This is a genomic window from Vallitalea sp. (genome assembly GCF_025211055.1).
In the GTDB taxonomy this organism is placed as follows: Bacteria; Bacillota; Clostridia; order Lachnospirales; family Vallitaleaceae; genus Vallitalea.
Genome location: NZ_JAOARO010000101.1, coordinates 28,547 through 42,552, shown reverse-complemented (window position 1 = coordinate 42,552; position 14,006 = coordinate 28,547). Strand labels below are relative to the sequence as shown.

General features: G+C 29.9%; 10 protein-coding genes and 1 tRNA gene. 9 read left to right on the top strand and 2 right to left on the bottom strand.

From position 1 onward, the window contains the following. Nucleotides 1–503 precede the first annotated feature (503 nt). Both N4A55_RS16840 and N4A55_RS16835 read left to right on the top strand, forming a co-directional pair. The gene (locus N4A55_RS16840; protein WP_293758659.1) at nucleotides 504–1,184 is read left to right on the top strand and encodes a hypothetical protein; all 681 of its coding nucleotides are present in this window, start codon (nucleotides 504–506) and stop codon (nucleotides 1,182–1,184) included. Beyond that, entirely contained in the window at nucleotides 1,185–1,922 is a 738-nt protein-coding gene (locus N4A55_RS16835; protein ID WP_293758657.1) for a hypothetical protein, read from the top strand. Between the two features lie 98 nt (nucleotides 1,923–2,020). Here N4A55_RS16835 and N4A55_RS16830 read toward each other — a convergent pair whose 3' ends face one another. After that, the gene (locus N4A55_RS16830; protein ID WP_293758655.1) at nucleotides 2,021–3,121 is read right to left on the bottom strand and encodes an AI-2E family transporter; all 1,101 of its coding nucleotides are present in this window, start codon (nucleotides 3,119–3,121) and stop codon (nucleotides 2,021–2,023) included. Between the two features lie 296 nt (nucleotides 3,122–3,417). On the opposite strand from N4A55_RS16830, the gene N4A55_RS16825 reads away from it, so the two are divergent. The 5 genes from N4A55_RS16825 to selA all read left to right on the top strand — a co-directional run bounded on the left by N4A55_RS16825 (nucleotide 3,418) and on the right by selA (nucleotide 9,642). Beyond that, nucleotides 3,418–5,913 carry a DsrE/DsrF/DrsH-like family protein gene (locus N4A55_RS16825; protein ID WP_293758652.1) on the top strand — a complete coding sequence of 832 codons (2,496 nt, stop codon included), beginning with the start codon at nucleotides 3,418–3,420 and terminating at the stop codon, nucleotides 5,911–5,913. Between the two features lie 157 nt (nucleotides 5,914–6,070). After that, on the top strand, nucleotides 6,071–6,823 hold the full coding sequence (locus N4A55_RS16820) for a formate/nitrite transporter family protein (RefSeq protein WP_293758650.1): 753 nt from the start codon (nucleotides 6,071–6,073) through the stop codon (nucleotides 6,821–6,823). A 168-nt stretch (nucleotides 6,824–6,991) separates the two neighbouring features. Beyond that, a tRNA-Sec gene (locus N4A55_RS16815) sits at nucleotides 6,992–7,088 on the top strand. A 70-nt stretch (nucleotides 7,089–7,158) separates the two neighbouring features. Continuing rightward, nucleotides 7,159–8,220, top strand: a complete 1,062-nt coding sequence (gene selD / locus N4A55_RS16810) for a selenide, water dikinase SelD (protein ID WP_293758647.1) — start codon at nucleotides 7,159–7,161, stop codon at nucleotides 8,218–8,220. Between the two features lie 15 nt (nucleotides 8,221–8,235). Then, entirely contained in the window at nucleotides 8,236–9,642 is a 1,407-nt protein-coding gene (selA, locus tag N4A55_RS16805; protein ID WP_293758646.1) for an L-seryl-tRNA(Sec) selenium transferase, read from the top strand. Nucleotides 9,643–9,713: 71 nt separating this feature from the next. Here selA and N4A55_RS16800 read toward each other — a convergent pair whose 3' ends face one another. Beyond that, complete coding sequence (locus N4A55_RS16800) at nucleotides 9,714–10,454, bottom strand: L-2-amino-thiazoline-4-carboxylic acid hydrolase (protein WP_293758644.1); 741 nt, start codon at nucleotides 10,452–10,454, stop codon at nucleotides 9,714–9,716. Nucleotides 10,455–10,749: 295 nt separating this feature from the next. On the opposite strand from N4A55_RS16800, the gene selB reads away from it, so the two are divergent. Beyond that, nucleotides 10,750–12,660 (top strand): selenocysteine-specific translation elongation factor, encoded by a 1,911-nt coding sequence (gene selB, locus N4A55_RS16795; RefSeq protein ID WP_293758642.1) that lies wholly within the window; start codon nucleotides 10,750–10,752, stop codon nucleotides 12,658–12,660. Between the two features lie 196 nt (nucleotides 12,661–12,856). Beyond that, a complete protein-coding gene (locus tag N4A55_RS16790; RefSeq protein WP_293758640.1) occupies nucleotides 12,857–13,996 on the top strand; it encodes an acyl-CoA dehydrogenase in 1,140 nt (379 codons plus the stop codon). The last annotated feature ends 10 nt before the right edge of the window (nucleotides 13,997–14,006 follow it).

The window sequence follows — 14,006 nt, the reverse complement described above, 5'->3', positions numbered from 1 at the left end:
TTTTAAAGCATAACAGCAGTTATGTCTATTTCTTTTACCCATTTTTCTACTTTTATTTGTAATTCAGACAATATTTACTTGTCAAAGTGCTTTTGTCAGCTTTGCTGACATGATCTCTCAAGATTCCGAGAGATTATACTATTAGTAAAAAAATGTAAGAAATGTTATATTACTATTTTGAGTATATATAGGTATTTTATTCAAGGAGGATAATTTAAGTAAAATAAAACTAAACACTAATACAATTCTAAGAAGTAGAAAAATATTTTATTTATAGTTATAATAAACATAATTTAATTAATGAATTTAAATGAATGTCAATAAAATAATATATTAGAATTATTTTTAATAAATAATATTAATAGAATAAAAAATAGATAATATTAAATTATATAAATAATTATAAGGTTAATGTATTGATAGTTTTAATATAAAGTGATATAATATTATCTATTGTTGCAATGACTATAATATTAAAATATAATAAAAGGAGAAATAATTAAATGAAAAAAAGTATTGTTATAGTATTAATATTGAGTTTAATGTCTATTAATTGCTTTACAGTTAAAGCTGCTGATAAAATGGAAGTTAAAAAAGGGTTTGGGTATACAATAGAAAAAGATAAATTTGGTCAGCTATATGTAGATGGATTACCATACTATGAGACTGTAAAGAATAATAGTCAAGAATCAAAATTTGTACCATTTTCAAAAAATAGGTCTATCTTAAGAAGTAATCGTGGAGGATATATAACACCAAATGCAATTTATGCTACTAACAAATGGAGTAAAAGTTTAGAAAATTACGATGATAGTAAAACTTATTACAATACTTCATATGATAGAGATTTTGTTAATGTAAAGAATGATGGGTTAGATTCATTTACTTTAAAGACATCTTCATACACTAAAACAAAAATTACTGGTAGTACTAAATTTAGTTTTAAGAGTATAGTAGAAGCTAGTTTTTCAGTTGAATTAGGTCAGCAATGGGGAGATGAATTTACACAAGTTGTAAAGAATCCAATTAAAAATAGAAAATATATTCTGGAATCATATTGTATTGTTGAAGAAACAGAATATATATATCCACATGATGGAGCGTATGGTATTTCAGTATATTATGCAGCAACTCATGATAAATATGCAGATTCTCATGATTATGATTGGGAATATATTAATTAAATGAATATAAAATTATTTAGACAACTAATAGTCTTATTAGTTATTAGTTGTCTCATATCGGGATGTAGTTCTAATGAGGCAAAAAAATTATCAAAATTTACATGCAATAATAATAATTATAATATAAACAGAAATCTGTATTATAGTAAAGATACTAATGAAATAAAAGTGTTTTTCAACTTTAATATTTCGTTATTAGAAATAGAAAAAATTGAATTATACAATAATGCAAAAAATGTTTGCGATACAGTTGAAATAGTTAATCAATATGATAATATCTTGTTAATAAAATTGAATGAATTTGTTAATCACTTTAATATTATTAGACTGTATGATAAAGAAGGAATTTTTGTAGATTTTTATATAGGTGACTATTATTTGCAAGAATTCACTGAGAATGATGATGAGGTTCATATCGACTTTACTTCATCTGTAAAAAAATATGATAATTATGTACAAATCTATATCAAAATAAGTGAAGAAATTGAAGCTAAATATGCCATAGAATTTCTAATACCTAAACGATTAAAAGATATATTTGAAATAACATATAATAAAACAAGAGATAAAGATTCAACGTATATTCTAGATTGTAAAATTACATTTAAAGATAAAAAACAAGTTTCTTTATTCTTAAAATTATTGGGATTTGATGTATTGGTGCAAAGAAGAGATAAAAAAACCAATGAATTGAATTTTATTACTAAATTCTATATACCTATAGAATTTGATGAGTAGAAATGAACGTATTAATGTTGTATAAACTTTGTAGAATAAAAAGATAGTAATAAAACAACTATTTTTTATTCTACAAAGTTTTTTTATTGATTGATTTATTAGTGCTTTTTCACATCCACACAATTAATCTTCTCCATAACAAATGTAAGTATAACAGAAGCAATAGGAACAGATAGAATCATTCCTGCTGCACCAAAGAAACTTCCACCAATGGTTACAGATGCAACAACCCAGAATGGTTTTAATCCAACTGAATTACCTAGGATTCTTGGACTTACAATTATATTATCAATTTGTTGCATTATAAGTATAATAGCTAATAAGCCTACAGCTTCCCAGAATCCAGAGAACAATGCAAATATCAGACAAGGTATTGTACCGATAAATGGTCCTATATAAGGAATTATGTTAGTTATACCGATTATGAATCCCATAAGTGGAGCATATGGTATCTTTAGTGGAGTAACAAAGTTAACCACGTATATACCTATGCTGACAAGCAAACCTAATATGATACATGTATATAATTTACCTATCAGAAACTGTTTTAATGCTTTATCTGTCAATCTAGTTACTCTAATAGTCCAATCAGCATATTTTTTAGGGAGTATAGCTCTAACGAATTTATTTAATTTCGGTCTGATTTCATCCCAATCCCTAAGGGCATAGAATGCCATGAATAATGATAAAAATAATATTGCAATATTACTAATGAAGCTTCCAATTGATGAAATAACTTGTGTTGATAAGCTAACTAAATCACTTGAAAAGCTTATAATTGAATCTTCTAGCATATTTATAAGTTCCGTAATCTTTTCAGGACTTATTAGATTGGTGACAAATAGTCCATTAATGAAATCGCTTAATTCTTCAGTAGTTGGAAAATTATTAACTAGTGAATTAACACTATCTGTAATAGTAGGAACAATTAAAATTACAAAAAGTACAATAAATGCAAAAACAATTACATAAGTTAGTAAGACACTTAATGTATGTCGGAATTTTAATTTGGTCTTTATTGCTTTCACAACTGGGCTTAATAAATAAATTATTATTGAAGCAATAATTAATGATTTGAATGACGAAAAAAACCAAGTTAGATTACCAGGTTTAAATATGAACTTAGCTATTAAAAAAACAATTATTATAAAGGGTATATATTTGTATGGATCGAAACTATTATTATTATTTGTATTCATAATTCACCTCTAAGCTTGTAGTTAGTAAGTTTCCTATATCACTATAGTAATGTATATTCCAGAATAATGCAATATAATGTATTGATTTATATATTTTTGAAGGACATGCTCATCAATATATAAATCTGAAGTATAAAATTAATGATTATTGTTATCATAATCTATATGGAAAAAAATGTCTAGTATAAGTTGGATTTTTTCTTGACATAAATATCCTAATATTGTAATATATAAATATACAGATAGTACGATATAGTTTGTTAAAATAAATACAAGTTGAAAGAGAGGATATTAATATGATTAATAAAGTTCTTATAGTTGGAGGGGTTGCAGGTGGTGCCAGTACTGCAGCAAGACTTAGAAGAGTTAATGAAGATGCCCAGATAATAATGTTTGAAAGAGGTAAATATATTTCCTTTGCAAATTGTGGTTTACCCTATTATATAGGAGGAACAATTGAACAAAGAGATGCTCTTCTTCTTCAGACTCCTGAAGCAATGAAGGATAGGTTTAACATTGATGTAAGAGTACAAAATGAAGTTGTATCTATTAATAAAGATGAAAAATATGTTGAAGTAAAAGATTTGAAAACTGGAGAAATCTACAGAGAGACATATGATAATCTAGTTCTATCTCCAGGTTCTACACCAATAAAACCTCCTATACCTGGTATTGACAAAGATAATATTTTCTCAATATGGAATATTCCAGATACTGATGCAATCAAGTCATTTCTGGATAGTAGACCTGTAAAAAAAGTCACTGTAATCGGTGGTGGATTCATAGGGATTGAAATGGCTGAAAATATGCATGATAGAGGTTTAGAGGTTAATCTAGTTGAGATGGCTGACCAAGTTATGGCACCAGTTGATTATGATATGGCACAACTAATTCATGGACATATGGCACAAAAAGGTATAAAATTATTCCTTAATAATGGAGTAAGCTCTTTTGAAGATAAAGATAGCAAGACCTATGTAAAACTCCAAGACGGAACTATGCTTGAATCAGATATGGTAATATTATCTATCGGTATTAAGCCAAATGGAGAATTAGCCAAAAATGCAGGACTTGATACTAACAAAAGAGGCGGAATTATAGTTGATGAATATCTGAAAACAAGTGATAACAGTATATATGCAGTGGGTGATGCTATAGAAGTTGTAGATTACGTCAATGGTAGTAAAACCATGATTCCACTTGCTGGACCAGCTAATAAACAAGGTAGGATTGTTGCTAATAACATTGTAGGTAAACAAGAGAAATACAAAGGAACTATGGGAACTTCTGTAGTAAAAGTATTTGACCTTACTGTAGCCACAACAGGTAACAATGAAAAAACTCTTAATAGACTTGGTAAGAAATATCAAGAAGATTACAAGATATCATTGGTTCAACCTAAGTCACATGCAGGATATTATCCAGGGGCTATACCTATGACAATAAAACTTATGTTTGATTTAGAGGGTAAAATACTTGGAGTCCAGATTATAGGTTATGAAGGTGTTGACAAAAGAATTGATGTTATAGCTACATTAATCAAAATGGGTGGTACAATATATGACCTAAAAGAATTGGAACTTGCTTATGCGCCACCATATTCATCAGCAAAAGATCCTGTAAATATGGCAGGATTCTCAGCAGAAAATATACTAAGTGGTGATATGGAAGTAGTTTTATGGGATGAAATAGATAATGAAGATAAACAAAATTCAATAATCTTGGATGTAAGAGATGATATAGAATTGGAGCTTGGTTATATAAAAGGAGCTAAGAACATCCCAGTTAATTCATTAAGGAATAGAATTGATGAACTAGACAAAAATAAAGAGATTCTAGTATATTGTGCTATTGGTATTAGAGGATATATTGCTTCAAGAATCCTTACACAAAAAGGTTATAAAGCTAAAAACCTAATTGGCGGATATAATTTCTATAAATGTGTTGCAAAAGACTATACTAAAACGACAAGTTCTGATGTAGATTGTGATTGTTTTGTAACGAATACAGATGAAGACAATAAAAAAGAATTAAAGTCAGTTGATTTAGCTATGAATCAAGGAATCACCATTAAGCTTAATGCATGTGGATTACAGTGTCCAGGACCAATAATGCAAGTGAATAATAAGATGAAAGAGATAAATACAGGAGATATTCTTGAAATCTCAGCTACAGACCCTGGCTTTCCTATTGATGTAGAAGCTTGGTGTAAGAAAACAGGTAATAGTTTTATTAAGACTGAGAAAAGAGAGAAAGAATTTGTAGTTTGGATTGGTAAAGGTAATGAGAATGTTGAGATAAAAGAAAAGTCAGCTGTAGCTACTGATAAGAGTACTATGGTAGTTTTTAGTGGAGAACTTGATAAAGCACTAGCATCATTCATAATAGCTAATGGGGCTGCTTCTATGGGAAAAGAGGTTTCTATGTTCTTTACTTTCTGGGGATTGAATATCTTGAGGAAGGAACAAAAAGTCAAGGTGAAGAAATCGGTAATAGAGAAGATGTTTGGTTTTATGATGCCTAAGGGAACTAAGAAACTAAAACTCTCAAAAATGAACATGGCTGGAATGGGTTCAGCAATGATGAAAAAAGTTATGAGAGATAAGAATGTAAATTCATTAGAAGAACTAATAAAGTCTGCATTAGATAACGGTGTTAAGATTGTGGCTTGTACAATGTCAATGGATGTAATGGGGATTAAGAAAGAAGAATTGATTGATGGTATTGAGCTGGGAGGAGTTGCATCTTATCTGGGAGATACTGATGATGCAAATCATAACCTGTTCATTTAAGATATTTATCTTATAAAGCGCTATGTAGAATTATGGATAATAAGTAAAATAATAGTTATAATATGTATAAAAATATGATATAATATTCCTGTAACTCTGTTAACAAATAATTATAGATTATTTAATCTATAAATGGTTTGAACTGAAAAGGAATTATATGGACAATTTTATACTAACAAAACACATTTTGCATCTAAGCAAACAAAAATCACAAAAAGCATTTACAATTCTATTGGCACAAGGTATTCTTGCAGGAATATATATTGCTTTAGGGGCTATAGGCTATCTAAAAGTAGTTGCTAATACAGGAGATGCTGGGCTTGGTTCATTTATAGGAGCTCTTGTTTTCCCATTAGGAATTGTAGCTATTATAGTAATGAAAGCTGAATTATTTACCAGTGATAGCATGGTTATGGCTGCGGTTTATGCAGGAAAGACCAAAATAACTAAGATATTTAGAGTTTTATTAATAATTCTTATTGCGAATTTAATTGGGGCTATATTTATTGCTCTAATGACTAATTGGGCTGGAATATTTGGAGATAACATTATGGTATTATTAGCTCATAAAGCAGTTACTAAAGTTAATATGCCAATAGTAAAATTATTTTTTAGTTCTATACTATGCAATATTATAGTTTCTACAGGAGTTTGTCTTTCATACAGATGTAGAGAAGAAATAACTCAAATTGTAGTGGTATGGTTTGCAATTACTGTATTTGTATTAAGTGGAACAGAACATATTGTGGCTAATATGTACTATTTATTTACAGCATATTTTTTAGGAGCGGATATCTCAATATTGGGTATTTTATATAATTTATCTATTGTTGCCATTGGGAATTTTATTGGCGGTGGAGTTATAGTATCTGGTTTTAATTACCTAATTGATTACAAATATATAAAATAAATTGACATTTTTTATGTCAATATCAAGGGAAATAGATTAGGTCTAGGGGTAAGGGACCTAATCTTTTTTTGAACACTTCTTTATTAGTTTAAGAACTAAAAAATATTCAGTCTGTGAAATGTATCTATACAAAACATATAAAATCTAGTATAATTATACAGTAATTAGGGGAATGAATGAATTCTGGTGGATTCAGGAGACTTCAAATCTTTTTTCGGGTGGTAAGACCGTCCGAGGTAGGTTCGATTCCTACTCACTCCCGCCAATAATGACTAAGACTAACCCATGTTGACTAAAATACTGAAGGTCAATATTTTTTTGGAGGTGGACATGTTATGGTAGATAAAGATAAAATACGTTTAACACAAATGTCATCAAAAGCTGGCTGAGCAAGTAAATTAAGTCCACAGGACTTGGCGCAAGTTTTGTGCCAATTGAAAACTAAAGAGAACAAACTAGATCCCAATTTAATAGTAGGATTAGGTACATCAGACGATGCTGGTGTTTACAAAATAAAAGATGATTATGCGTTAATACAAACACTTGATTTCTTCACACCTATAGTAGATGATCCGTATACATTTGGACAGATAGCTGCAACTAACTCCTTAAGTGATGTATATGCAATGGGAGGTAGACCTCTTACAGCTATGAATATTGCATGCTTTGCTACATGTTTAGAACCAGCTGTATTGGCAGAGATACTAAGAGGTGGAGCAGATAAGATTGTAGAAGCCCAAGCAATCTTGGTAGGTGGACATACGGTAACTGATAATGAAGTGAAATTCGGACTATCAGTAACAGGCTATGTTCATCCTGATAAAGTACTTACTAATTCAGGAGCTAAAGCAGGAGATGTGTTAGTGCTTACTAAACCAATAGGCACAGGTATTCTAACTACAGCTCTCAAGAAAGACTTGATTACAGAAAAAGAACTAGAAGAAGTTGTCAAAAGCATGAGTACATTAAACAAAGGAGCAGCAACTGCTATGGAAAGAGTTGGTGTACATGCTTGTACAGACATTACTGGTTTTGGTATATTAGGTCATACTTATGAATTAGCAAGTGGTAGTGATGTTAATGTGAGAATTGATGCTTCAAATGTACCGCTTTTTAATAAGACATTACAATTAATAGAGGAAAATGCTGTACCAGGAGGTGCTAGATCCAATCAATCACATTTTGGTAAATGGGTAGATATTAATGAAGATATATCAGATTGTTTAGAAACAGCTTTATATGACCCACAGACATCTGGAGGATTACTAATAGCAGTAGCAGAGGATAAAGCCAAGCAGCTTATAAAAGAGCTGATCTATGAAAATTGTCTATGTGCTAATGTTATTGGTAAAGTACAAGATAAAGATGAAAGTGAAATATTTATAAACGTTTATTAAAAGAGGGATTAAAAGTTGGTAAATGATATCTTAAGAAAAATTCCATCTACAAATGAAATTCTTGAACACCATAAAATAAAAGAATTAGTTAATCAAAGAAGCAGAATTATTATAAAAGATGTAATTAATTGGGCAACTAATAATTTCAGAGATAAAATAATATCAAATAGTTATCAGAGACAAGATGACCTTAAAAAAGAAGATATATATAATCTAATTATTGATGAAGTCATAAGATATGTAAACTCATCAGATAGAAAAAGATTAACAAGAGTAATAAATGGAACAGGTGTAATACTTCATACTAACATGGGAAGAGCTCCCTTGCCAAAAAGAGCTATAGATAAAATCAATGATGTAGCAACTAGTTATTGCAATCTAGAATATGACTTAACTACTGGAAAACGAGGTTCTAGATATGATAGTGTAGAAGAATTATTAATCAAGCTTACTGGTGTAGAAAGTGCCCTAGTAGTTAATAATAATGCCGCAGCAGTTTTTCTATGCATTAATACTCTAGCACTTAATAAAGAAGTAATAGTAGCTAGATCAGAACAAGTTGAGATTGGTGGCAGTTTTCGCATCCCTGAGATTATAGAGCGAAGCGGTGCCAAGATGGTAGAAGTAGGTACGACTAATAAAACTTATATAAAAGACTATAAAAATGCTATAAGTGAAGATACTAGAATATTATTAAAAGTTCATAAAAGCAATTACAAAATAGAAGGATTTACCAATGAGGTTTCAGGTGAAGAATTAGTAAAACTAGCTAATGAAAAAGAAATTATATCAGTGGAAGACTTAGGAAGCGGTGTACTACTTGACTTACAAAATTTTAATCTACCCTATGAACCTACAGTAATGGATCAAGTTAAAAAAAGCTTAGATATTATAACTTTTAGTGGTGACAAATTATTAGGAGGTCCACAAGCGGGAATAATTGTAGGAAAAAAAGAATTCATTGAAAAAATAAAAATTAATCCACTGACAAGAATGGTTAGAATTGATAAGATGTCTCTAATAGCATTACAAGAAGTATTGAATATATATATTGAAAATAAAAATATTAAACAAAATATACCGATCATAGATATGCTAACTAAAACTACAAAAACATTGTTACAAGAAGCAAATATATTTAAAAAAATGATAAAAGCAAAACTTGGCAATAAAATAGATATCAATATTATAGAAGAAGAAGATGCTCCAGGAGGAGGTTCTTTGCCTGGTGTAGCTCTAAACGGGTTTTCATTAGCAATAAGTAGTAATAAATTAAGTCCAAATGAACTGCAAAATAGATTAAGAGAAAATGAAATTCCAATTATATGTAAGATAAAGAATGATGAAATTATAATAAGTATGAGAACTATAGATAGAAAAGATTATGAAATCATCATAGATGCATTTTTGCGATTATTATAGAAGGTGAATGTTATTACTAATTGTTTTTAATTGGTATAGCATTCACCTTTGTTTTTTTACTCAAAATTATTTTAATTTGTTGTTTTATTAATTTTACTATTTGTATCATAATCACAATTAACAAAAAATGGTGGCCATGGTTCTCTAGGAGTACCATTTTTAATGAATCTAAAATTACAGCAATCACAGCCACAACCTAATGTCTTAGTACGATGAAGCTCAATTCCAAGTGCTTTAAAAATAACATAATCCAAATTACATAGATAAGGTACTAATTCGTCAGCATCTTGATCATGACAAAATTTAACTATACCACATTCAGTATAATCTATTGCAAGGTCATAATTGATACCATCACCATCATTAACTTCCCATACCCAATCATAAGTATACTTTTTCTTTCTGGATAAAAAGGCTCTTCTTTTCATTTTTCTTACTTTTGATTTGGAAAACATTTTTTTACCCATGATTTTTCTTATGAACCTAGGTATTTTGTTAAAATGTCTAGTCAACGATAAATAGATTAATTTTCCAATATCATATAATTCGATGTCATATTCTTTTAATACTCTATACAAGGCTAGTCCCCAACTTGCTTTAACAAGATTAGATGTCAATTTGTTGTCATCACCGCCAATATAAGGGAATTGTGGTATTAGTTTATCATACTCATTTTTGACTTTTAGCTTAACTGCACTAGCTTCTTTATTACCGAACATGTCAATTAATTCAGGTGTAATTGGTTTCAAGAATTTTTCTATTGATTTAGAAAGTTTATCCCTCTGCCTTATGTAATAATCATTCTCTGGCATAACACTATCACTCCTTTGTATTATAATTGTATAATAATAACTTAACAAATTACAACCCAAATGTCAATGAATTGCAATTATATTATAATCATTATCTCCTGTAATATTACACCAATGCATATGTCATTTATTATATAGTTGATAGGTGAATTATAAAGTATTCTATGGTATCATAAAATAATGTTATTATTATATATGTAAATATATACATTTAAAATAAGTACATTACATCAAATGACCCATCATTTGTTTTATGTAATACATAACATAAATAATATAATATAAGGTGAAAATTATGAAACATTTAATTATAGGAACAGCAGGACATGTAGATCACGGTAAAACAGAATTAGTAAAAGCACTAACAGGATGTGATACAGACAGACTGAAAGAAGAAAAAAAAAGAGGGATGACCATTGAACTTGGATTTGCCCCTTTATATTTAGATGAAAAGATTTTCTCAATAGTAGATGTACCAGGCCATGAAAAATTAATAAAAACAATGGTCTCAGGTGCAACTGGAATGGATATGGCACTACTAATCATCGCAGCAGACGAAGGTATCATGCCACAGACCATTGAACACATTAACATACTCTCTATGCTAGACATAACCAATATAATCATAGTTATCACAAAAATAGACTTAATGAATAATGAAAACCTCCACAATAAAATAACAAAAATAAAAGCTCACATAAAAGAAACCTCATTAAAAGACTCACCTATCTGTCAAGTATCCTCCAAACTAAATATTGGTATAAACAATCTTAAAAACATTATATTAAACCAATCCAAAACAATAAATAAAACAAGAAATGACGAACTATTCAGAATGCCTATAGATAGAGTATTCACCATAAAAGGCCATGGAACAGTAGTAACAGGAACCATAACAGGTGGCAAAATAACCAAAAATGATCTAATCGAAATACTCCCAGATAAAATAAACTCAAAAGTAAGAGGAATACAAGTACATGGCTCAGAGATGAATAAAGCCTACGCAGGTCAAAGATGTGCATTAAATCTAACCAAAGTAGAAAAATCATCAATAAATCGTGGTGATGTAATAGGGAAGCCAGAGGAATTATCCCCTACACTCTCTATAGATACCGTAATCTATAATTTAATGGACAATTACACAATAAAACACAACCAAAAAGTCAGAATACACATAGGAACAACAGAAGTAATGGGAAAATTAAAACTAATTCAACAAGACCACATAGAAAAAAATAAAAAAGCCTACGCAAGAATAAGGCTAGAAAAACCAGTAACAGCTGTGTTTGGAGACAAATTCATAATACGCTCACTAACTCCAGTAATCACTATTGGAGGAGGCAGAATACTATCTCACAAATCACCTAGATTATCCCACTTACAAACTCAAACACTACATTACTTCACGTTACTGGAACAAGCCAACTCAACCAATATAATCCTCAATCTATTACAAACTAACCATCAACTTTTTACCGTAGATAAAATATTCAAAGCTCTATACATCAACCGACAAACAATCTACCAATCACTATCCAACCTACTAAAACAACAAAAGATAATAAAACTAACGAACAAATACTATATAAGTAACAAAACATATACCTACCTAAAAGAACTAATAATTGAATCAATAAAAGAATACTACCAAAACAACAAATACACTATCTCAATAAACAATGAAACACTAAGAACAAAAACCTTTCCAGATTGGAACAAAGACCAATTTGATACCCTAATAAACCTATATAAAAAAAATAATATATTGAACATCACAGATGATTCGATCATTATAAATAAACAGCAAAGAATAACCCAAATATATAAAAACAATCAAATAAACAAACTAGAACAACAAATACTAAAAACTCACTTACAAGGCTTTAACATAACAAAAACCCTACAACCTAGTATTAGAACTAACCAACTACAAAACCAACTAAAGTTCCTCCAACAAATAAATAAAATAATAAAACTAAACCAAACCACCTACATCCATAGAGCAAATTATGATGACCTACTACACCTTATTAACACCCTCTTCACCCAATACGATAAAATAACAGTAAGGCAAGTAAGAGATACTCTACAGATAGGAAGAAAACAAACAATAATCCTCCTAGAATACCTAGACCAAATAGGTCTGACTAAACGACTAAACAACTACCGAATCCAACTAAAAACCATTACACTCCCCATCCTATAAATTAAGACAGTTTTCACCATCCCTAATACAAATAAATAGCCTCCTAACAAATTTAATTCAATTAATAAAGCGATAATAAAAAAAACTTAACTATCCATAAAAAAACATCTAACTAGATGCTTTTTTTTTCGATAGGATTTATCATATAATTAAGAATACAAAGATAATATATACTACAATAAGGAGGAACCATTACATGGATTTTTCTATTTCTAATGAATATGAAATGCTGCAAAAAATGTATAGAGAGTTTACAGAAAAGGAAGTAAAACCTCTGGCAAGGGAAGTAGATGAAGAAGAAAGATTTCCAGTAGAAACAGTAAAAAAACTTGCTAGATACGGGATGCTCGGTATCCCATTCCCAAAAGAGGTAGGTGGAAGCGGAGGAGATAACCTAGCCTATGCTATGGCAGTAGAAGAATTATCAAAAGCTTGTGCAACTACAGGAGTAATTGTATCCGCTCATACTTCCTTATGTGCTTGGCCCATATATAAATTTGGCACAAAAGAACAAAAAGAAAAATACCTAAAACCATTAGCAGAAGGTAAATTGCTAGGTGCCTTTGGACTTACTGAACCTAATGCAGGAACAGATGCTTCTGCACAACAAACCACAGCAAGATTTGAAGATGATTATTACATATTAAACGGTTCAAAAATATTTATTACTAACTCAGGACATGCGGATATTTATATAATCATGGCAATGACTGATAAAAGTCTAGGAACAAGAGGCATATCTGCTTTTATTGTAGAAAAAGACTATGAAGGATTCAGTATAGGTAAAAAAGAATCAAAAATGGGAATAAAAGGTTCAGCAACTTGTGAACTAATATTCAGGGATTGTAAAGTTCCAAAACAAAACTTACTAGGAAGATTGAACAAAGGTTTTGGTATAGCAATGAAAACCCTTGATGGAGGACGTATAGGTATAGCAGCACAAGCACTTGGAATAGCTCAAGGTGCTCTTGATGAAACTATAAAATACGTCAAAGAAAGAAAACAATTCAAAAGAGCTTTATCAAAATTCCAGAATACACAATTTACCATTGCCGATATGCAGACAAAAGTGGATGCTGCAAGATTACTTGTCTATAGAGCTGCAAGAGCAAAAGATAACGATGAACCTTATAGTTCTCATGCAGCTATGGCTAAATTATTTGCGGCAGAAACAGCAATGGAAGTCACCACAAAAGCTGTACAGCTTCATGGTGGTTACGGTTATACAAGAGAATACCCAGTAGAAAGAATGATGAGAGATGCTAAGATAACAGAAATATACGAAGGAACTTCCGAAGTTCAGAAAATGGTAATAGCAACTGGTTTGCTAAAATAAGGAGGTCAGA

Excerpts from the sequence above, each read along its gene's own strand:
- N4A55_RS16840 (WP_293758659.1), top strand. The coding sequence starts at position 504 with ATGAAAAAAAGTATTGTTATAGTATTAATATTGAGTTTAATGTCTATT.
- N4A55_RS16835 (WP_293758657.1), top strand. The coding sequence starts at position 1,185 with ATGAATATAAAATTATTTAGACAACTAATAGTCTTATTAGTTATTAGT.
- N4A55_RS16830 (WP_293758655.1), bottom strand. The coding sequence starts at position 3,121 with ATGAATACAAATAATAATAATAGTTTCGATCCATACAAATATATACCC.
- N4A55_RS16825 (WP_293758652.1), top strand. The coding sequence starts at position 3,418 with ATGATTAATAAAGTTCTTATAGTTGGAGGGGTTGCAGGTGGTGCCAGT.
- N4A55_RS16820 (WP_293758650.1), top strand. The coding sequence starts at position 6,071 with ATGGACAATTTTATACTAACAAAACACATTTTGCATCTAAGCAAACAA.
- N4A55_RS16800 (WP_293758644.1), bottom strand. The coding sequence starts at position 10,454 with ATGCCAGAGAATGATTATTACATAAGGCAGAGGGATAAACTTTCTAAA.
- selB (WP_293758642.1), top strand. The coding sequence starts at position 10,750 with ATGAAACATTTAATTATAGGAACAGCAGGACATGTAGATCACGGTAAA.
- N4A55_RS16790 (WP_293758640.1), top strand. The coding sequence starts at position 12,857 with ATGGATTTTTCTATTTCTAATGAATATGAAATGCTGCAAAAAATGTAT.